This is a genomic window from Bradyrhizobium sp., from assembly GCF_016213215.1.
Classification (GTDB): domain Bacteria; phylum Pseudomonadota; class Alphaproteobacteria; order Rhizobiales; family Xanthobacteraceae; genus Bradyrhizobium.
In genome coordinates, this window is the sequence record NZ_JACRAW010000030.1 from 1 (window position 1) to 20,694 (window position 20,694).

General features: G+C 62.6%; 20 protein-coding genes. 11 read left to right on the plus strand and 9 right to left on the minus strand.

Going from position 1 to position 20,694, the window contains the following annotated elements:
- Positions 1-146 precede the first annotated feature (146 nt).
- The 3 genes from HY852_RS07055 to HY852_RS07065 all read right to left on the minus strand — a co-directional run bounded on the left by HY852_RS07055 (position 147) and on the right by HY852_RS07065 (position 2,837).
- Complete coding sequence (locus HY852_RS07055; protein ID WP_291603682.1) at positions 147-740, minus strand: hypothetical protein; 594 nt, start codon at positions 738-740, stop codon at positions 147-149.
- Between the two features lie 77 nt (positions 741-817).
- A complete protein-coding gene (locus HY852_RS07060) occupies positions 818-2,224 on the minus strand; it encodes a selenium-binding protein SBP56-related protein (RefSeq protein ID WP_291603683.1) in 1,407 nt (468 codons plus the stop codon).
- Between the two features lie 250 nt (positions 2,225-2,474).
- Positions 2,475-2,837 (minus strand): hypothetical protein, encoded by a 363-nt coding sequence (locus tag HY852_RS07065; protein ID WP_367116327.1) that lies wholly within the window; start codon positions 2,835-2,837, stop codon positions 2,475-2,477.
- 173 nt (positions 2,838-3,010) lie between these two features.
- On the opposite strand from HY852_RS07065, the gene HY852_RS07070 reads away from it, so the two are divergent.
- A complete protein-coding gene (locus HY852_RS07070; RefSeq protein WP_291603684.1) occupies positions 3,011-4,654 on the plus strand; it encodes a carboxylesterase family protein in 1,644 nt (547 codons plus the stop codon).
- 194 nt (positions 4,655-4,848) lie between these two features.
- Here the strand turns inward: HY852_RS07070 and ald are convergent, their stop codons facing one another.
- Entirely contained in the window at positions 4,849-5,961 is a 1,113-nt protein-coding gene (gene ald / locus HY852_RS07075; protein WP_291603685.1) for an alanine dehydrogenase, read from the minus strand.
- 140 nt (positions 5,962-6,101) lie between these two features.
- On the opposite strand from ald, the gene HY852_RS07080 reads away from it, so the two are divergent.
- A complete protein-coding gene (locus HY852_RS07080) occupies positions 6,102-6,581 on the plus strand; it encodes an Lrp/AsnC family transcriptional regulator (protein WP_291603686.1) in 480 nt (159 codons plus the stop codon).
- An 88-nt stretch (positions 6,582-6,669) separates the two neighbouring features.
- Here the strand turns inward: HY852_RS07080 and HY852_RS07085 are convergent, their stop codons facing one another.
- The 3 genes from HY852_RS07085 to HY852_RS07095 form a co-directional block, all read right to left on the minus strand.
- Positions 6,670-6,882 carry a hypothetical protein gene (locus HY852_RS07085; RefSeq protein WP_291603687.1) on the minus strand — a complete coding sequence of 71 codons (213 nt, stop codon included), beginning with the start codon at positions 6,880-6,882 and terminating at the stop codon, positions 6,670-6,672.
- A 426-nt stretch (positions 6,883-7,308) separates the two neighbouring features.
- Positions 7,309-8,358: a hydroxyacid dehydrogenase gene (locus tag HY852_RS07090; protein ID WP_291603688.1), complete on the minus strand. Its 1,050-nt coding sequence runs from the start codon at positions 8,356-8,358 to the stop codon at positions 7,309-7,311.
- Between the two features lie 10 nt (positions 8,359-8,368).
- Positions 8,369-8,608, minus strand: coding sequence for a hypothetical protein (locus HY852_RS07095; protein WP_291603689.1), 240 nt, complete (start codon positions 8,606-8,608; stop codon positions 8,369-8,371).
- Between the two features lie 186 nt (positions 8,609-8,794).
- On the opposite strand from HY852_RS07095, the gene HY852_RS07100 reads away from it, so the two are divergent.
- The 3 genes from HY852_RS07100 (at position 8,795) to HY852_RS07110 (ending at position 10,434) form a co-directional block, all read left to right on the plus strand.
- Positions 8,795-9,367 (plus strand): thiamine pyrophosphate-binding protein, encoded by a 573-nt coding sequence (locus tag HY852_RS07100; protein ID WP_291603690.1) that lies wholly within the window; start codon positions 8,795-8,797, stop codon positions 9,365-9,367.
- 14 nt (positions 9,368-9,381) lie between these two features.
- A complete protein-coding gene (locus HY852_RS07105) occupies positions 9,382-9,984 on the plus strand; it encodes a thiamine pyrophosphate-dependent enzyme (RefSeq protein ID WP_291603691.1) in 603 nt (200 codons plus the stop codon).
- Positions 9,985-10,065: 81 nt separating this feature from the next.
- The gene (locus tag HY852_RS07110) at positions 10,066-10,434 is read left to right on the plus strand and encodes a VanZ family protein (RefSeq protein WP_291603692.1); all 369 of its coding nucleotides are present in this window, start codon (positions 10,066-10,068) and stop codon (positions 10,432-10,434) included.
- Between the two features lie 131 nt (positions 10,435-10,565).
- On the opposite strand, the gene HY852_RS07115 is transcribed toward HY852_RS07110, so the two are convergent.
- Positions 10,566-12,695: an acetate--CoA ligase family protein gene (locus HY852_RS07115; protein WP_291603693.1), complete on the minus strand. Its 2,130-nt coding sequence runs from the start codon at positions 12,693-12,695 to the stop codon at positions 10,566-10,568.
- Between the two features lie 331 nt (positions 12,696-13,026).
- On the opposite strand from HY852_RS07115, the gene HY852_RS07120 reads away from it, so the two are divergent.
- The 6 genes from HY852_RS07120 to HY852_RS07145 all read left to right on the plus strand — a co-directional run bounded on the left by HY852_RS07120 (position 13,027) and on the right by HY852_RS07145 (position 20,555).
- A complete protein-coding gene (locus HY852_RS07120) occupies positions 13,027-13,725 on the plus strand; it encodes a GntR family transcriptional regulator (protein WP_291603701.1) in 699 nt (232 codons plus the stop codon).
- Between the two features lie 57 nt (positions 13,726-13,782).
- On the plus strand, positions 13,783-15,513 hold the full coding sequence (gene oxc, locus HY852_RS07125) for an oxalyl-CoA decarboxylase (RefSeq protein WP_291603694.1): 1,731 nt from the start codon (positions 13,783-13,785) through the stop codon (positions 15,511-15,513).
- A gap of 222 nt (positions 15,514-15,735) precedes the next feature.
- On the plus strand, positions 15,736-17,013 hold the full coding sequence (frc, locus tag HY852_RS07130) for a formyl-CoA transferase (protein WP_291603695.1): 1,278 nt from the start codon (positions 15,736-15,738) through the stop codon (positions 17,011-17,013).
- A 430-nt stretch (positions 17,014-17,443) separates the two neighbouring features.
- The gene (locus HY852_RS07135; protein ID WP_291603697.1) at positions 17,444-18,451 is read left to right on the plus strand and encodes a tripartite tricarboxylate transporter substrate binding protein; all 1,008 of its coding nucleotides are present in this window, start codon (positions 17,444-17,446) and stop codon (positions 18,449-18,451) included.
- A 67-nt stretch (positions 18,452-18,518) separates the two neighbouring features.
- Positions 18,519-19,016 (plus strand): tripartite tricarboxylate transporter TctB family protein, encoded by a 498-nt coding sequence (locus tag HY852_RS07140; protein ID WP_291603698.1) that lies wholly within the window; start codon positions 18,519-18,521, stop codon positions 19,014-19,016.
- A gap of 39 nt (positions 19,017-19,055) precedes the next feature.
- The gene (locus HY852_RS07145) at positions 19,056-20,555 is read left to right on the plus strand and encodes a tripartite tricarboxylate transporter permease (protein WP_291603699.1); all 1,500 of its coding nucleotides are present in this window, start codon (positions 19,056-19,058) and stop codon (positions 20,553-20,555) included.
- Position 20,556: 1 nt separating this feature from the next.
- Here HY852_RS07145 and HY852_RS07150 read toward each other — a convergent pair.
- On the minus strand, positions 20,557-20,694 hold a 138-nt coding region (locus HY852_RS07150), incomplete at its 5' end, for an integrase core domain-containing protein (protein WP_291601632.1).

Consider the following 20,694-nt stretch of genomic DNA (forward strand, 5'->3'; position numbering starts at 1 on the left):
GCCATGCAGGCCTATATCGACTGGGAGCTGCAGCTGGTTGCGCAGCTTGCCAACGACTCGGTTTCCAACTTCCACGTCGTCTGAGCGCGATTGACGCACTCTGACAGGTTGAGCGAAAGCCCAACCGGTGCCTTTACCCGCCGAATTCAGTGCCAGCTCACGAGATTGAACGCGAGAGCAACGGCGCCCACCAGTATCAGGCTGACCGCCCAGCTTGCATCCAGGTTGAACCAGCTTCGCGCAACCAGCTTCAGCCCGAGATAACGGTAGACCAGCCACGCCAGAAATCCGCCGGCGGCGACCATGGCGGCGACGTGGACGATCGCCACCAGCACTGCCATGCCAAGATTGGCCCCGATCAGCGCGCCGGCCGCCTGGTGACCGGCGTCCATATCCAAGGTCTGACACAGCCCGAGATAGATCGGAACGAGCATCAGTCCGGCGCCATGTGCAATCGCAATGGCGAACGACCACAGCGACAGTTGGCTCGGCCGTATCCGCGCCAGCGCCCGCGGATGACGCCGGTTGAGCAACCGAAAGACGCCGAACCCGATCACGAGAAGACTGGCCGCGACCTGAATCGGACGCTGCCACTCGGCGAGCGCCAGCAGCAGCGCAAACGGCAGGAGTACCAGGAAAGTCCCCGCCAGATGACCTGCGGATAGCGGCCAGAGCGCCGCGAACAGGGCGCCTGGACGTTTTTCCATCAATCCGGCCGAGACCGCGAGCGGCCACCCCATTCCTGGATTGATCCCATGGTAGAGGCCGCTCGCAAGGACGGCCAGCCAGAGCCAGGCCGGCGTCCAGTCCGCTCCGCTCAAATCCGGACCGACGGATAGCAGAAGGAATCCGTCGAACAGTCGCCGCCCTCTAGCCGGATTTGATGGGCCCGATATCCCTCAGGGAAACTCACGCAATAGTCCTTGTCGAGTTCGAGACCGCCATTGCTACCGACATTGGCCATCACCTCCGCGCCCGGCACGCCTCCGGGATAGAACTGGTTGTCCCAACTCGAGTAGAGCGAATTGGTCCAATACACCCGCTTGCCATCGCGGCTGATCTCGACCATCTGCGGACCGCCCGCAAATGCTTTCCCGTTGGAGTGAGGCGTGCGGCGCGCGATGCCGCCGATGTGCACCGAACCGGCAAGCTTCGGCTTCCGGGGATCGGTGACGTCGTATTGGCGCATTTCGCCCGTTCCCCAGCACGCGACGTAGAGGAACCTGTCATCCATGGACAGGTCGATGTCGGTGACCAGCGGTGGCACGGCGCCGAACCCCTGCAGTAACGGCGGCAGCTGCTCCTTCGGCGCGGGCTCGGCGGGAATGACTGCTGTCTTTTCGGCGTGGAATTTTCCGTTTTCGCGCCACCAGGTCCAGATCGAGCCCTCCAGATTCGTCGTATCGACCACGACACCGCAAAAGCCATGCTCGCGAATCGGATCGTGGGCAGGCCGCACTTCGAGCGCCATCTGGTGGTTGGCGCCGAGATCGATGGTCTGGACGTGGCGCCGCTCCCTCAAGTCCCAGAAGTGGAGACAATGGCCATACTTGTTGGAGAGAAGATCTTCCGGGACGATTCCGTTCTCGAACTGCGGCGGCAGCCCCCATTCGCTGCTCACCATGTAGTCGCGCGGCAGGTTCCACCAGAAGTCATAATGCAGCTTCTGCGGACCGCGATCGATCTCCCAGCGCCCGAGAATCTCGAACGTCTCGCAATCCATGATGAAGATGCCGGGAGGTCCGTCGGTGCCGTCCTTGCCAGCGCCGCCCAACGTGCTGACGTAAATGCCCTCCGGTCCGCAGTGGATGGTGTGCGGCCGCGAGTAGCCTGTCTTCTTGAATACCTCCTCGGGCTCGATGATCTTGTGAATGCGTGCCTGGGTGGGATCGGGTTTGGTATCGATGATGTAGATGCGGGACGAGCGCAGTCCGGGGATGATGAGATAGCGTCGCTCGAGGAATGCGTGCCCGGAGAGCGGAGACAACGCCGACGAGCAGGCGTTCCAGCCGAAATGATGAAACTCGTCGCCCTTGTTGGGCATCGTAACCGTATGGACGATCTGACTGAAGGTCGGCGACCCCGGCTTTGCGTCGATCACCGCAAGCGCGTCGGGCTTTGAAAAATCCGGACTGAGCAGCAAAGTATAGGCGAAGTTCTCTGGTGGAGCTTCCATCGCAAGCTTGGGCGATGCATGAAACGTCGGGTCTGGCCTCATCGTCATGGTACTCCCTCCCTGTTTGCGTCAGCTTGCGCCAACCTGGCTCGGGACGATCGCGGCAATAGACAATGTCGTTTCTTGGGCTTCTTGACGAACTCCCTGGGCTTGATTGACCGCACGTACCATACGTCATTGCGCCGCCTCGGAAAAGGAATGGACCGCGCCAGTTCGGCGCTGGTCGCTTACGCTCTAACCGGTTCCGCGGTTCGCTCTGCCGCTCTCAATGCAATCCAAGCCGCACAGGAAGGGCATCCTATTCAATCACTTGGATCGGATACACATCGATTGCCGGCTCCTCGTACGGATGCGCCTGCCTGATCGCCTTCAGCACGGCCTTGAGCCTGTCTTCGGTGCAGACCGTCTCAATACGTTCCTCTTCCACCGCCTCGAGCCTGCCGACCTCACCGATGGTCGGATTTGCGCCCGCATTGGGCCGAAACCTCCCAACTCCCTTCACCGAGAATGTGCAATGCGAGTAGTTGCCGATCTGCCCGGCGCCTGCATTGCCCATTGCCTGGCGCAATTCGTCCGCGTCGCTCTCCGGCACGTACACGACGATCTTGTATTGCTTCATGACTGCGTAACCAGGTTCATTGGACCGTTCTTCGTACTCCATTGATGCGGTGCAGGTTCGGCCGTTCCTTCGTATCCCTGCGCTCTTTTGGCAAAGTTTTCTTGGCGCTTCATCCACCAAGCCGGCTGCAACCATACCGGGCGTTGATCCGGATCAACGCTTTTGGCGCCTCGATCCGCGAGAAGAGCGAACGGAATCGCTGTGAGGGGATGCAAATGGACAGCCGCACCTGGACGCTTTTCGCGGCCGTGACACTCGGAGCCGCCCTGAGCGTGGCGGGCGCCCGCGCCGAATCCGTTCCAAACCTCAACAAGACTCCCATCGTCGAGACGACGAAAGGCAAGGTCCAAGGCTTCATCCGCAACGGCGTTCTCGAATTCCGTGGCATCCCTTATGGCGCCTCCACCGCCGGTGAACGGCGCTGGACTTTGCCGCAGGAGCCGCAAGCCTGGGCCGACGTGTTGCCGACCATGCACTTCAAGCCCGCCTGCGCCCAGGCCGCCCGCTACAATCTGACCGAACGCAGCGACAGCGAGGACTGCCTTCATCTCAACGTCTCCCGCCCCTACTCCGGCGCGCCGATCGCCGCCGACAAGCGACCGGTGATCTTCTGGATCCATGGCGGCGCCTTCATCGGCGGATCGAGCTCGCTTTATCGGCTGGACCGGCTGGCCAGACAGACCGGTGCGGTCATCGTGTCGGCCAATTACCGATTGGGCGTGTTCGGGTTCATGCCGCATCCGAGCTTCGAGGCCGACCACAACGGCGGTTACGCGCTTGAGGATCAAAGGCTGGCACTGCGCTGGGTCAAGCGAAACATCGCCGCATTCGGCGGTGATCCCGAGAACGTCACTCTGGCAGGCGAATCGGCCGGCGGCGCCTCCGTCTGCATGCACCTGATCACACCGGAGGCAACCACGGGGCTGTTCCACAAGGCCATCGTTCAGAGCGCCGCCTGCGTGTTTCAGTTGAGGAACGCGAAGGATCGGAACAGCTTCGGCGAGGCGGTCGCCAAGAAAGCCGGCTGCGACAACCCGGCCATGGCGCTCACCTGCATGCGCGGCAAGGACGCGCAGGAACTGATCGCGGCGGCCGATGCGGTCAGCGCGGGCGATCTCATGGCCATGGCGCCGGTTTACGGCACCAAGACACTGCCGCGCCCGGGACGCGAGGCGCTGGAAACCGGCAATTTCGTCAAGGTGCCGATCCTCAACGGCGGCACGCGCAACGAGCTGCGGCTGTACGTGGCCTATGATGTCCAGGCCGGCAAGAGTTACACGGCCGAGAACCTGCCGGAGGTCCTCAAGGCCTTGTATGGCCAGAACGGCGAGGCTGTGGCCAAGGAATATCCCGTGAGCGGCTTTTCATCCGCGCCGGCCGCGCTCGGCTCCATCATGTCGGACTTCCGGCCGGACATCGGGATCAACCACTGCATGTCGCTCGACAGCACCAAGCTGCTGTCGCGGCATGTGCCGGTCTATCACATGGATTTTGCCGACCCCAAAGTGCCCGTGCTCGGGGCGGCGATGCCGCTCCAGCCCGACCCCAAGTTCGAACTGGGGCCGGTGCATTCGTCCGAGCTGATCTACTATTTCCCTCACTTCTCCAACACGACGCAGATGTCGGCTCCGGACCTGCCGCCGGCCTCGCAGGCGCTTGCCGACCGGATGGTCGCGTCCTGGTCGAATTTCATTCGCACCGGCGTCCCGCAAGCGCGGGCGATCCCGAAGTGGGAACTGTACGTGAAAAAGGGTCTCGCCATGCGTTTCGAGCCGGGCAAGACGGCACTGTTCAATCCGGCAAGGGAATATCGCTGCGCGTTCTGGAAGAAGCTCTACCCGGACGGCTTCAGCAGGTAGGGGCGCGGCGCGCCCCTACGCCGTGCTTCACCCCTTCACGTCCGCGACGCTAGCTGCCCTCATGGTGAGGAGCGCCGAGGCGCGTCTCGAACCATGAGGCCCCAGTCACGGGCCTTCATCCTTCGAGACGCCGCTTCGCGGCTCCTCAAGGATGAGGTGATGCAGCGTGCTTCGAGCAACTATAGCGCCGCTCGTCAGGCCGCCACGTTCTCGACCGGCGAGAACGGAAGCCCGAGGCTCTCCGCAACCGCCTTGTTGGTGATGCGGCCGCGGTAGATATTCAATCCGTTGCGCAGATGCGGGCTTTCGAGCACGGCGGCAATGCCGCTCTTGGCCAGCATCAATCCGAACGGCAGCGTCGCATTGTTGAGCGCCTGGCTCGAGGTCACCGGCACCGCGCCCGGCATGTTGGCGACGCAGTAATGGACGACGCCATCGACTTCGTAGGTCGGGTCGGCATGCGTGGTCGGCCGCGAGGTCTCGAAGCACCCGCCCTGGTCGATCGCCACGTCCACCAGCACCGATCCCGGCCGCATCGATTTCAGCATCTCGCGGCTGACGAGCTTCGGCGCGCTGGCGCCGGGCACCAGCACCGCGCCGATGACGACATCGGCTGCAAAAACCTCTTCCTCGATCGATTCGATGGTCGAGAAGCGCGTGCGCGCCCGGCCCTGAAACAGATCATCCAGTTCGCGAAGCCGGGGAATCGAGCGGTCGATGACGCTCACCTCGGCGCCGAGGCCGGCGGCCATCCGCGCCGCCTGGGTTCCGACCACGCCGCCGCCTAGCACCACCACGCGCGCCGGCTGCACGCCGGGCACGCCGCCCAGCAGCACGCCGCGTCCGCCGGCGGTTCGCCGCAACGCGGCACCGGCGGCTTCGATGGCGAGGCGACCCGCGACCTCGCTCATCGGCGCCAGAAGCGGCAGCTGGCCGCTGCCGTCCGTCACCGTCTCGTAGGCAATCGCGGTGCAGCCGGAGGCAAGCAGCCCCTTCGTCTGCTCGGGATCGGGAGCGAGATGAAGGTAGGTAAAGAGGATCTGGCCTTCGCGCAGCTGGGTCCATTCGCTCCGCTGCGGCTCCTTGACCTTCACGATCATGTCGGACTTGGCAAAGATCTCGCGCGCGCTGCCGGCGATGTTCGCCCCTGCCTTGCGATAGACCTCGTCGGAGGCGCCGATGCCGTCGCCCGCGCCCGTCTCCACCGTGACCTCATGTCCGGCGGCGACATATTCGCGAACCGCGCCCGGGGTAAGCCCGACCCGATATTCCTGCACCTTGATTTCCCGGGGAACGCCGACGCGCATCTGAGGCTCCTTCTCGTCAATAACCCGCGAGCATGTTGATACCAGCAATGCCGGTTTGGTTTCGTGCAAATATTCTATAATCTCGAAGCCGGACGCTGATTTCCGGCGTCCTTTGCTGCTTTGACGTTGGAAATCACACCTTGCCGCTGGACCGGAAAGACATCGCGATTCTCGCCGAACTGACCGCCAATGCGCGGGCGAGCCACACCGACCTCTCCAACCGTATCGGGCTGTCGAGCACCGCGCTGGCGCGACGGCAGAAGACGCTTGAAGACGAAGGTTACATCAAAGGCTACCAAGCCGCACTTGATCTGTCCCGCTTCGGGCTGAACACGACCGTGCTGGTCAGGATTTCCCTGGAGAGTCAAAGCGACGAGGCGCTGAAGGCCTTCGAGGCGGAGGTCGTCAAGAGCCCGTCGGTCGTGCGGTGCTTTCTGATGTCCGGCACGGACGACTACATCCTGATCGTCGCGGCCCGCGACATCGAGGATTTCGAGCGGATCCATCGCACCGAGCTTTCGCGCCTGCCGCGAGTAGCACGGGTGCAATCAAGCTTTGCCTTGCGCGAAGTGGTCAATCGCACCGTACCGACGGTGATCTTCGGCGACGTCAAGCGCTAGCCTCGCGCGAAACGGCTGTTCGCTTTCCGCGCAACCAAGGCCACTCTCGGCGCAGCGCCGCGGCTGGGTTCATGCGACAACACCCGCCTTACGACGGAAAGTCAGCCGCCCTCACCTGGATGCGGTCGGCGTGAAGCGACCAGTCATATAGCGCCTGGTCCCGGCAGAATTTCTGTTTGGCGCGTTCCGTGGCGTCCTGCTCGTCCTCGGCGTCAACCTCGAGGCAGCTCTGGCAGACTTCACTCTCCCGGCCATTGTCGCCAAGTACGTCCTTCATGAATAGAACGACAAACCGTGACATGGAACCTCCTACCGCCCCCGGCAGTATTAGGCACTATTTACGATCAGCTTTGAAAGTGAATTTTGATGGGGATCAAACACGGAGACGAAACGTCGCAAACGACGTTTGCGGAACTAGGCGCCCGCGCTCGCAAGGCCTGCTGCTGCGATCGCGACGATGTGCGCGAGCCGCCGCCGGATCCTTGCCGATGTCGTTCTCCGCAGCAACGAACGAACGCGTCCCATCTTGGAATTCCCTTTGCGCAGGAGGCGCAAGGCGAAAATGATGCTGCGCTTGCCTCGTGTCGAGACGGTCGGAGAAATAGCAACGCGGCTTTCGCCCGCCGCCGGGCCGGCAACCGATTTGTTGCCGCAAGCGCAGCCGAAACAGGACAAATCTTCTCCGCCGGTTCCCGGCGTTTGCCGTTGGATTTTCGTTGAGGGCCGCTTATGCCGGCGTGATCCCAAACGTCCGCCGGAATCGCTCGACATAGTGCGGCCAGACTTCCGGATTGATAATGCGCGGCGGCCGCCTGCCATCGAGCGCATCGAGGATCTGCTCGGCAGCGATCCGGCCCATGTTCTCCCGCGCTTCCCGTGTTACCCCGGCGGTGTGCGGACTGGCCAGCACATTATCGAACTGCAGCAGCGGATGTTCCGGCGGCGGCGGTTCCTTGGCCCAGACGTCGAGGCCCGCTCCCGCAATGCGCTTGTCGTGCAAGGCCTGCAGCAGCGCATCCTCGTCGTGAATGAATCCCCGCGCGGTGGTGATGAAGAAGGTGTGAGGTCGCATGAATGCGAACTCGCGGACGCCGATCATGCCGCGCGTTTCCCTGTTCAGCGGACAGTTGATCGAAACGAAATCAGAGCGCCGCAACAGCTCCTCGAGCTCGACCTTCTCGCCGCCGCGGACGTCCATCTCCTCGGCCGAAAGATAGGGATCGTAAGCGAGGACCTTCATGCCGAGCAGTCCCTTGCACAGGCTCGCCACGCGCCGACCCACATTGCCGAGCCCGACGATCCCGATGGTCTTGCCCTGCACCTCGTTGCCGACCAGGTCGTTGCGGTTGACGCCGCGCTCGCGACGCAGCCTCCTGTCGGACTCGATGATCCGCTTGGATAGCGTCAGCATCATCCCGAGAACGTGCTCGGCGACCGAATGCGCGTTGCCCCCTGACTGGTTGACGACCAGGACGCCGGCCGCCGTGCACGCTTCGACGTCGACCGGATCGAACCCGGCGCCGTTGCTGGAGACGATCAACAGGTTGGGCGCGCGCTTCAAGAACTCGGCATGAGCATGGAAATGCGGTGCCAACTCATCGCGCGCGGCTCCGATCTGGTAGGCATGTGCCGCGGCGAGAATGGGCGCGAAAAACTCTTCCGGACTCTCGTTCTCGATGCGATCGAGGCGGACGTCGGGCCGTGCCCGCAGGATGTCCACATAGATCGGATGGGCGAGATATTTGACGTAGAAGACGCGCTTGTTGTTGACGGTCATCGGGCTGCTTTCAGTTCAAGATCCATAGAGCCTTGCCGGATTGCATGCGCCCGGCAAGCTTTCGACGACAGGCTGGCCCATCGCCGAAAGACCGCATCGTCGCCCAGGGTACGCGCCAGTCGACCGCGCCACCTGCGGCAAAGGGCAGGAAAATGTGCACAGGCTTGGTGGAAAATGCGAGCTGGGCGGAAGCAACCCCGCTTGTTGCCGACATCACCGCGACGTCGGCAATCCGGAGCCACCCGCCCATTGTTATCCTCCCGACCTTCTTTGGTTAGCATTCGCACGATGGCGCCGGCCGCGGCAGGTGCTTTTGCGCAGATCGCGACATCGGCGCAGGGATGTTGACAATCCCGCTGGTCGCGTCAAGTTCGAACGTTCAAACGGCGGCGGCCTTGGCGACGATCGAAGCGGCCGCGCAGATCGGGAGGACGGTATGGCGATGGCCGAGGAGCAAGTTTCGCCCCACACGTCGCACGAGAAATCTTCTGCCGAGCGGACGTGGCACGGCATCATACTGCAGACGCTCAAGCGCAACGACGTTCGCCTGGTACCCTATGTCCCCGATCGCGTGCTGACCCCGCTGATCAAGAACCTGCACGCCGATCCCTTCTTCACGACCTTTGCGACTGCGCGGGAAGAGGAAGCCGTCGGAATCCTCTCCGGCGCCTGGATGGCCGGACTGCGCGGGGCCATGCTGATGCAGACCTCGGGGTTTGCCACGCTCGCCAACGTGCTGGCCTCGCTGGCGGTGCCCTACCAGATTCCGCTGATCATGTTCGTGTCCGAGCGCGGCACGCTCGGCGAATTCAATTACGGACAGGCACTGGTATGCCGCACCATGCGGCCGGTGCTCGACTCGCTTGCGCTGGAGCATCACACCATCACCCGGCTCGACGAGCTCGAATTCATCGTGGACCGCTCGATCAAGCAGGCGGTCGCGACGCAAGCGCCGGTGGCGCTGGTGCTCTCGCCGCTACTCACCGGCGGCAAGGTGTTCGACAAGTGAGCGATCGCACGACCATGGCAAGAACCGCCCGCAATACCAAGGTGATGAACCGTTTCGACGTCACCTCGCGCCTGATCGCGAAGCTTCACAACGAAGAGGCGGTGATCGGCGGCATCGGCAACACCAATTTCGATCTCTGGGCGGCGGGTCACCGCCCGCAGAATTTCTACATGCTGGGCAGCATGGGGCTCGCCTTCCCGATCGCGCTGGGCGTGGCCCTGGCACAGCCCGAGCGCCGGGTGTTCGCGCTCGAAGGCGATGGCTCGCTCCTGATGCATCTGGGCGCCCTTTCCACCATCGCGACCTTGAGGCCGAAGAACCTCACCATGGTGGTCTTCGACAACGGCATCTACCAGATCACGGGAGGCCAGCCGACGCCTGCCGCCAAGGTCGCCGACCTCGTGGCGATCGCCAGCGCCAGCGGCATCACGAACAGCGCCTGGGCGGCGGACGAGGAGGATTTCGAGCGCCTGATCGAGGGTTCGCTGTCGGCCTCGCAGCCCACCCTGATCGGCGTTCGTATCGACGACAAACCTGGCGTCGGCACAACCCGGCGCGATCCTGTCCAGATTCGTGAGCGCTTCATGCACGGCCTCGGCGTGCGCCAGCCATTGTGACGGTCGCGTAATTAACTACACAGGTCGGTGAATTCGGTTCCGGGACTCTGTTGCGGCGCAAAATCGTGCTATGCGCGGTGTATGAAACTTCCCCTGCGCCTTCTTGCCTGGCTGCTGGCAGCGGCCGTCACCTTTGCAACGCTGGGACCGGCCACCCTCCGTCCTCGCTCCGACCTGGGACAGGACGGTGAACACGCGCTTGCTTTCATGCTGGTCGGACTTGCGTTCGGCCTCGCCTATTCGCAACGCCGATGGTTCGTCTCGTTGGTCGCGATTTTCGCCATCGGGCTGCTTGAGCTGATGCAGCTTTGGGCGCCCGGCCGCCATGCACGTCTGGAAGACTTCGTCGTGGATGCGCTCGCCGCCTGCGCCGGCTTTGCGATCTCGGCGGTGATCGAACGGGCAGTCGCGCGCCGACGCGGTCCTGTGCAGGACCCCAGCGCGCCTTGACGCGAAGAGCGGCGCGGTCCCGCTGCGGGGCGTCAGACCTGGTGCGCAAGGTGCGCTTTGGATCGAAATGAAACTGCCGCCTCGGATGTCTCCGGGGCGGCACCTTTCATTTTCGCCAAGGCTTGCGCGGCTTAGAGCAGGCCGGCGCCGCGCGCCCATTTGTACTTGGCGCCCAGCACCTCGACCGGAGTTTCAGTCGAGTAGGGATAGGCCGGGATGCCGTTCTGATAGAGATACTCGGCAGCCTCCTCGACCTCGACGTCGCCGGCGAGTGAAGCAACCATCGGCTTCACGAAGCCCTTCGCCTCCATCTCCTTCTTCACCTCGACCATGTTGCGGGCGAACACCATCGGCGGGGTGACGATGGTGTGCCAGTAGCCGAGGATGAGCGCGTGGATGCGGTCATCCGACAGGCCCAGCTTGACCGTGTTGACGTAGGTGATCGGCGGCTCGCCGCCGGTGATGTCGACCGGGTTGCCGGCGGCGCCGAACGGCGGGATGAACTTGCGGAAAGCCGCATCGAGATCCGGCGGCATGGTCATCAGGGTCAGGCCGTTGTCGACCACCGAGTCCGACAGCAGCACGCCGGAGCCGCCCGCGCCGGTGATGATCAGCACGTTCTCGCCCTTCGGCGTCGGCAGCACCGGGACGCCGCGCGCGAATTCAAGCAGCTGCCGCAGCGAGCGGGCGCGGATCACACCCGACTGCTTGAACACGTCCTCGTAGATCTTGTCGTTGCCGGCGAGCGCGCCGGTGTGCGAGGACGCCGCCTTGGCGCCGGCCGAGGTGCGGCCGGCTTTCAGCACGATGACCGGCTTCTTCCTGGAGACGCGCTTGGCGGCTTCGGCGAAGGCGCGACCGTCCTTCAAGTCCTCGCAGTGCTGGGCGATCAGGTTGGTGTTGGGATCCTGCTCGAAGAAGGCGAGCAGATCGTCCTCGTCGATGTCGGACTTGTTGCCGAGGCCGACGATCGCGGACACGCCCATCTTGGCCGAGCGCGAGAAGCCGATGATCGCCATGCCGATGCCGCCGGACTGCGACGACAGCGCCGCACGGCCCTTGACGTCATAGGCGGTACAGAACGTGGCGCAGAGATGGGCCGGCGTATAGTAGAAGCCGTAGATGTTCGGCCCCATCAAGCGGACATTGTACTTGTTGCCGACCTCGACGATCTCGGCCTGCAGTTCGGGCGCGCCCGCTTCGGCAAAGCCGGATGGGATCAGCACGGCGCCGGGAATTTTCTTCTCGCCGCACTCGGCCAGGGCGCCCGCCACGAACTTCGCAGGGATCGCGAACACCGCGACGTCGATCACGCCGGGCACGTCCTTGACGCTCTTGTAGGCCTTGTAGCCCAGGATGTCGGGCGCCTTCGGGTGGATCGGATAGATCTCGCCCTTGTAGCCGCCGTTGATCAGGTTCTTCATCACCGAATTGCCGATCTTGCCGTCTTCGGCCGAGGCGCCAATCACGGCGACCGCCTTCGGCTGCATGATGCGATTCATGGCCGCGACGATTTCCTCGGTCGGGCGCGGCTTGGGACGCGGCTCGTAGTCGAAGTTCACGACGATGCGCACGTCGGCGGCGATGGCGTCCTTCTTGGTCGCGAATACGGGATTGAGGTCGAGTTCGATGATTTCGGGGAAGTCGCTGACCAGCTGCGACACCTTGACGATGACGTCGGCGAGCGCCTCGCGGTTGACGGGGTCGCCGCCGCGCACGCCTTTGAGAATTTCGTGGGCCTGGATGCCGTCCAGCATCGATAACGCATCCTGGCGGCTGGCAGGCGCGAGGCGGAAGGTGATGTCCTTCAGGACCTCGACCAGCACGCCGCCGAGACCGAAGGCGACGAGCTTGCCGAACGAGCCGTCGGTGATGGAGCCGACGATGACCTCGGTGCCGCCCGAGAGCATCTGCTGCACCTGAACGCCTTCGAGCCTGGCGTCGGCCTTGTACTTCCTGGCATTGGAAAGGATGGTCTCGTAGGCCTTCTCGGCGTCGGCTGCGGTCTTGACGCCGACGACCACACCGCCCGCTTCGGTCTTGTGGAGAATGTCCGGCGAGACGATCTTCATCACGACGGGAAAGCCCATCGAAGTTGCGATCTTCCCCGCCTCGCCCGCCGACTTCGCAAGCCCTTCTTTTGGCACCGGGATGCCGTAGGCGTCGCAGACCACCTTGCCTTCCGGCGCCGTCAGGCTCGTGCGCTTTTCCGCCTTGACCTGATCAAGCACCTTGCGGACTGCATCCTTGGAATTCGACATAGGCTTCCTCCTCGACTCGTTCTTGCTTCGCGGGCACCGCGCGCACCCGCTCACTGCTCTCCGTCGGTCCGTAGTGGAACGGACAGGCAAGGCCTTCGGGACCCACGCTGCGGACGCGGCTAGATGGCGTTTATGGCATTTGGTATGCCAGAACCAAAGTTGTCAAGGTGCCGTGGAACGCAGAACGCTCCAAAATCAGAGGTTAACTTGACATTCTGGCATTTGGTATGCCAAAAACATCGCAACCAATATTCCTGTAAAGAGATATCTCCCCACAGGCAGGAGGAGATTCGTCGTGTCCCTTCGGAAACCGAGCAAGGTACCTTCCAGCATGGCCGAGGCAGCAGACATCAATATCGTTCGCATTGCGCCGGAGACGAGCTTCAAGAACAAGGCATACGATGCCTTGAAGGAAGCGATCCTCAAGATGGACATCTATTCGACGCCCGAGCCCGTCATGCTCGATGAACGCGCGCTGTCGGAACGGCTCGGCGTCAGCCGGACGCCGATCCGTGAAGCGATAGCGATGCTGGAGCAGGACGGGTTCGTGAAGACCGTGCCGCGCCGGGGCATCATGGTCGTGCGCCGGACCAAGAGCGAAATCGTCGATATGATCCGCGCCTGGGCTGCGCTCGAGAGCATGGCCGCCCGCCTGATCACGACGACCGCACGCAAGAAGGACATCTCGGCGCTGCGCGACTTCTTCAAGGATTTCAGCAAGGACCGCCTGCCGCAGGATCACATCGAGGAATATTCAAGGGCCAATATCGCTTTCCACCAGGCGCTGATCTCGCTGTCGGAGTCGCCGGTTCTGGTCGATATGACCAACGACATCCTGCTTCACGTGCGCGGCTACCGCCAGCTCACGATCGGACGTACCGAACGCATCGCGGCTTCCCTGCCCGAGCACATGGGCATCATCGAGGCGCTGGAAGCGCGCGACACCGAGCTTGCCGAAAAGCGCGCCCGCGATCACACGCTTGCACTTGCCGCCTATGTCGAGACGCATGGCCAGGAACTGACCCGCTAAGACTATCACAGAAGACGAACAACTCGTCCAACGACAGTGACCAGGGAGAAATGGCCCATGCTGAACAGCGCGACCAAGTCCGAAGCACCGGGTACCGAGCAGGAACTGACCGACGGCTTCCATCTGGTCATCGATGCGCTCAAGCTGAATGGCGTCGACACAATCTATAACGTGCCGGGCATCCCGATCACGGATCTCGGCCGCATGGCGCAGGCCGCGGGCATTCGCGTGATCTCCTTCCGTCACGAGCAGAACGCCGGCTATGCGGCGGCGATCGCCGGGTTCCTCACCAAGAAGCCCGGAATCTGCCTCACCGTGTCGGCGCCGGGCTTCCTCAACGGCCTTACCGCCCTCGCCCATGCCACCACCAACTGCTATCCGATGATCCTCATCTCCGGCTCGTCCGAGCGCGAGATCGTCGACCTGCAGCAGGGCGACTATGAAGAAATGGACCAGCTCGCGATCGCCAAGCCGCTGTGCAAGGCGGCCTATCGCGTGCTGCATGCGCAGGACATCGGCATCGGCCTTGCCCGCGCGATCCGCGCCGCGGTGTCGGGCCGTCCCGGCGGCGTCTATCTCGACCTGCCGGCGAAACTGTTCGCCCAGGTGATGAATGCCGAGGCCGGCGCCAGGTCGCTGGTCAAGGTGATCGATCCGGCGCCGGCGCAGATCCCTGCCCCGTCGGCGGTCAAGCGCGCGCTCGACGTGCTCAAGAGCGCCAAGCGTCCGCTGATCATCCTCGGCAAGGGCGCGGCTTACGCCCAGGCCGACGACGAAATCCGCGGCTTTGTCGAAAAGAGCGGCGTCCCCTTCCTGCCCATGAGCATGGCCAAGGGCCTCCTGCCCGATACCCATCCGCAATGCGCGGGCGCGGCGCGCTCGACCGTGCTCAAGGAATCCGACGTCGTGATGCTGATCGGCGCGCGGCTCAACTGGCTGCTGTCGCACGGCAAGGGCAAGACCTGGGGCGAAGCGCCCAAGCAATTCATCCAGGTCGATATCGACCCCAGGGAGATGGATTCGAACGTCGAGATCGCGGCTCCATTGGTCGGCGACATCGGCTCATGCGTTGCGGCGCTGACCGCGGCCATGGGTGACAACTGGCCCGCCCCGCCCGCCGACTGGACCGGCGCAGTCAGGGCCAAGCGCGACGAAAACGTCGCCAAGATGGCACCCAAGCTGATGAACAACAAGTCGCCGATGGACTATCACGGCGCGCTTGGCGTGCTGCGGACCGTCATCAAGGAGCGGCCCGACGCCATCCTCGTCAACGAAGGCGCCAACACGCTCGACCTCGCGCGCGGCGTCATCGACATGTACAAGCCGCGCAAGCGCCTCGACGTCGGCACCTGGGGCGTGATGGGCATCGGCATGGGCCAGGCGATCGCCGCCGCGATCGAAACCGGCAAGCCGGTGCTTGCGATCGAGGGCGACAGCGCCTTCGGCTTCTCCGGCATGGAGATCGAGACGATCTGCCGCTACAACCTGCCCGTCTGTGTCGTCGTCTTCAACAATGACGGCATCTATCGCGGCACCGACGTCAACGCGGCAGGAACGGATCCGGCGACGACCGTGTTCGTCAAGGGCGCGCGCTACGACAAGATGATCGAGGCCTTCGGCGGCGTCGGCGTCAATGCGACCTCGCCGGACGAGCTCAAGCGCGCCGTCAACGAGGCGATGAATTCCGGCAAGCCCACCCTGATCAACGCGGTGATCGATCCGGCGGCGGGCTCGGAGAGCGGCCGCATCGGCAATCTCAACCCGCAGAGCGTATTGAAGAAGAAGTGAGCAACGCAATCTGGAGAAGGGTGCGGGAAACGTCGCCTCGATCTCGTCATTGCGAGGAGCGCAAGCGACGAAGCAATCTAGACTATTTCCGCCGAGACATTCTGGATTGCTTCGCTTCGCTCGCAATGACGAGGCCGGCTAACGCCGAATTCCAAACTGCAGATTACGGCTCCGCATCCTCGCGGCGGGCATGACGAAGAAGGTTTAACAGGAGCAGACACGATGACAAAGGCCCTAACCGGCGTTCGCATTCTCGATTTCACCCACGTTCAGTCGGGGCCGACCTGCACGCAGTTGCTCGCATGGTTCGGTGCCGACGTGATCAAGGTTGAACGTCCGGGGGTCGGCGACATCACGCGCGGTCAGTTGCAGGACATCCCCAAGGTGGACAGCCTGTATTTCACCATGCTGAACCACAACAAGCGCTCGATCACGCTCGACACCAAGAACCCCAAGGGCAAGGAGGTTCTGACCGAGCTGATCAAGAAGTGCGACGTGCTGGTGGAGAATTTCGGACCGGGCGTGCTCGACCGCATGGGTTTTCCCTGGGAGAAGATCACCGCCATCAACCCCAGGATGATCGTCGCCTCGATCAAGGGCTTCGGCCCGGGACCGTACGAAGACTGCAAGGTCTATGAGAACGTCGCCCAGTGCACCGGCGGCGCGGCCTCGACCACTGGCTTCCCCGACGACGTGCCGCTCGTGACCGGCGCCCAGATCGGCGACAGCGGCACCGGCCTGCATCTGGCGCTCGGCATCGTCACCGCGCTCTATCATCGCACCAAGACCGGCAAGGGCCAGCGCGTCACCGCCGCGATGCAGGATGGCGTGCTCAACCTGTGCCGGGTCAAGCTGCGCGACCAGCAGCGCCTCGCCCACGGGCCGCTGACGGAATACAGCCAGTACGGCGAAGGCATTCCGTTCGGCGACGCCGTGCCGCGCGCGGGCAACGATTCCGGCGGTGGCCAGCCCGGCCGTATCCTGAAGTGCAAGGGCTGGGAGACCGATCCCAACGCCTACATCTATTTCATCACCCAGGCGCCGGTCTGGGAGAAGATCTGCGACGTGATCGGCGAGCCCGGCTGGAAGACGCATCCGGACTACGCCAAGCCGGCGGCCCGCCTGCCGCGGCTCAACGAGATCTTCGGCCGCATCGAGCAGTGGACCATGACCAAGACCAAGTTCGAGGCCATGGACATTCTCAACGAGTTCGACATCCCGTGCGGGCCCATCCTGTCGATGAAGGAAATCGCCGAGGACCAGTCGCTGCGCGCGACCGGCACCGTGGTCGAGGTCGACCACCCCACCCGCGGCAAGTACCTGTCGATCGGCAACCCGATCAAGCTGTCGGACAGCCCGAGCGACGTGCAGCGCTCTCCGCTGCTCGGGGAGCACACCGACGAGGTTCTCCGCGACGTGCTCGGGTTCAGCGATCACCAGGTGGCCGAAATCCACAGCTCTGGAGCGCTCTCCCCACCTCAGAAGCAGGCGGCGGAATAGACTGCTTCCAATTGATTGGAAGTATGAAGGCCGCCGGCGTTCCGGCGGCCTTTTCATTCTCTCAAATGCCGAATTTCGATTTACGTTGCGACGCGGCATTCCTTGTGTGCACTTGCGAGCACCCGAAGCTGGCGGGGCTCTGTGACAAATCAGCTTGCGCGGTGGGATATCGCATACCAATATGCGTGCGGCACTTGATGTAATGCAGAGCGATTGGTTGGGTCTTGCTGTTCGTCACCACGTCCATGTTCGCACCCGGACATCCACACGGGTTCGAAAAGCGTGGATGCCATGCGGAAGGCACAATCCGGCACAGCCCGCGCTGACGTTGTGACAGGCCGCCAACTGGAGACACGGCAAATCGCCTGAGCGCGACAAGACAACAAAGTCGGCCAAGACCGACGCACATAAATCTGGATGGGAGGGAGCCATGAGGCATTCCGTATTTCACGTTGGCCTAACCGCGATTGCTGCGTTATGCGCGAGCGATATCGCGGCTTCTGCTGCCTGGGAGCCCGTGCGCCCGGTCGAATTCATCGTGCCGGCCGGCACCGGTGGCGGCGCAGATCAGATGGCCCGCACCGTCCAGGGCATCGTCACCAAACATAATCTGATGAAGCAGCCGATGGTCGTCATCAACAAGTCCGGCGGCGCGGGAGGCGAAGGCTTTCTCGACGTAAAGGCATCATCGGCCAATCCCCACAAGATCATCATCACCCTGTCGAACCTCTTCACGACTCCGCTTGCGACCGGAATTCCATTCAACTGGAAGGACCTCACGCCGGTTGCAATGCTCGCGCTCGACGAATTCGTGCTGTGGGTCAATACCGAAAAGCCAGTTAAGACAGTGAAGGACTATATCGACGCAGCGAAGGCAGCACCCGCCGGCACATTCAAGATGGGCGGCACCGGATCCAAGCAGGAAGACCAGATCATCACGGTCGCCGTGGAGAAGGCGATCGGCGCAAAATTCACTTACATTCCCTACAAGGGCGGCGGCGAAGTCGCCGTTCAGCTTGTCGGCAACCACGTCGATTCGACCGTCAACAATCCGATTGAAGCGGTAGCCCAATGGCGCGGCGGCAAACTCCGCCCGCTCTGCGTGTTCGACGCCAAGCCAATGGCCTACGACGACCAGATCGCTGACGGCAAGGCCTGGAAAGACGTCGCAACCTGCAAATCGCAGGGCCTCGACATCGAATATCTGATGCTGCGTGGCGTCTTCATGTCCCCGAAGGCCACCAAGGATCAGGTCGAATACTATGTCGAACTCTTCAAGAAGGTTCGCGCAACTCCCGAGTGGCAAGACTTCATGAAGAACGGCGCTTTCAACACCACCTTCCTGACCGGAGCCGACTATGCCAAATGGCTCGAAGTGGAGGAGAAGCGCCACGAATCCCTGATGAAAGAGGCAGGCTTCATGGCCACGGGAAACTGATCGAAGACGAAGCACATGGTGCAGAGGCGGTTTCGAATCCGTCGGTCGATTTCCGCGGGGGCCTTTGATGTCCACGAATAGTTCGAAGAACGCCGGCCCGGCACACAAGGCCGTCGAAGCCGGTATTGCACTATCAATCGCGATCTTCGGAGTGATCGTGATCATCGGCAGCCTGAAAGCCGGGATCAACTGGGGCGCCGAGGGACCGCGCGCCGGATTCGTTCCATTCTACGTCGGGATATTCATTGTCGTTGCCAGCTCGGTCAATCTCTGGACCGCGCTGCGTGAAGAGAATGATCAGCTCTTCGCCGAATGGGGACAGCTTCGTCAGGTCATGAGCGTCGTTGTGCCTACCGCGATCTATGTCGGCGCGATGCCGTTTCTGGGTCTGTATGTCGCTTCGATCATCTTCATTGGATGGTTCATGCGATGGCTCGGCAAATACAGTTGGCTGACGGTGGCGGCCGTGGCGTTTGGCATGCCGATCGTCACCTATTTGATCTTCGAACGCTGGTTCTTGGTCCCGCTCCCCAAAGGCCCAGTTGAGGAATGGCTCGGTCTCTAGGGTCGGCGTGTAATCGGCCGCGGCTGCAGGACTTGCAAGATGGAAGAAATTGCCAATCTTTTTCACGGTTTCAGCGTAGCTCTGCAACCCTTCAACATCATGCTGATGTTTGTCGGCATCATGCTCGGCGTCATCATCGGAGTGTTGCCAGGATTGGGCGGCGCCAACGGCGTCGCGATCCTCTTGCCGCTGACATTCAGCATGCCGCCGACCTCGGCCATCATCATGCTGTCGTGCATCTATTGGGGTGCGCTGTTCGGCGGCGCGATCACCTCAATTCTGTTCAATATACCGGGTGAGCCCTGGTCCGTAGCAACGACGTTCGACGGCTACCCGATGGCACAGCAAGGCAAGGCCGGCGAGGCCCTCACCGCCGCCTTCACCTCGTCTTTCGTCGGCGCTCTGTTCGCGGTCGTGATGATCACGCTCGTTGCGCCGCTGGTCGCAAGCTTCGCGCTGCGATTCGGTCCGGCGGAAAAGTTCGCAGTCTATTTTCTCGCGTTCTGCAGCTTCGTCGGCCTGAGCAAGGAGCCACCATTCAAGACGATCGCAGCAATGATGATCGGCTTTGCACTTGCCGCGGTCGGACTCGATTCGATTACCGGACAGCTGCGATTGACGTTCGGCTTCACTGAATTGCTCAACGGCTTCGATTTCCTGATCGCCGTCATCGGCCTGTTCGGCATCGGCGAAATCCTCTTGACCATGGAAGAAGGATTGAGCTTCCGCGGCGGCAACGCCAAGATCAATTTGCGTGTCGTGCTGCACACCTGGACCGGGCTTCCCGCATACTGGATGACGTCGCTGCGTTCCTGCATCATTGGCTGCTGGATGGGAATCACGCCGGCGGGCGCCACGCCTGCATCCTTCATGAGTTACGGCATCGCCAAGCGGGTCTCGAGAAACGGCCGCAATTTCGGCAACGGCGAGATCGAAGGCGTGATCGCGCCCGAGACGGCGGCGCATGCAGCCGGCACCTCGGCGCTGTTGCCGATGCTTTCGCTCGGTGTGCCCGGCTCTCCGACAGCGGCCGTTCTTCTCGGCGGCCTGCTGATCTGGGGTTTGCAGCCTGGTCCCATGCTGTTCGTCGAACAGAAGGAGTTCGTCTGGGGATTGATCGCCTCGATGTACCTCGGAAACATCTTCGGCCTTCTTGTCGTACTGACTTGCGTACCGATTTTCGCGGCGATCCTGCGCGTGCCATTCAGCATCATCGCACCGCTCATTCTGGTGCTTTGCGCGATAGGCGCCTATTCGGTTCACAGCAGCACATTCGATGTGATGCTGATGCTGGTTTTCGGCGTGATCGGATATTTCCTCAAGAAGTGCAGTTATCCGCTCGCTCCCTTGGTGCTGGCCATTGTGCTCGGCGACAAGGCTGAAGAAGCATTCCGCCAATCGCTGCTCGGATCACAGGGCTCGCTCGGCGTGTTCTTTTCCAACGCGCTGGTAAGCACGATCATGATCCTGGGCCTGATCGCCCTGTTCTGGTCCGCGATTCAGAAAGGGTACACGCACCTGCGAGCGGCAACGGCCTGAGCTAGCTGTGGAGCCTCAGGAGGTTGTTCCCGGCCAGACCGAGTCTGCTGATCGGTGGCTTTGATCCGATACTGCCATGAGGGCGATGCCAGTTGTAGCGGTGAAGCCATCTTGGCAGCTCGGTGGCGCGTTGCTCGGA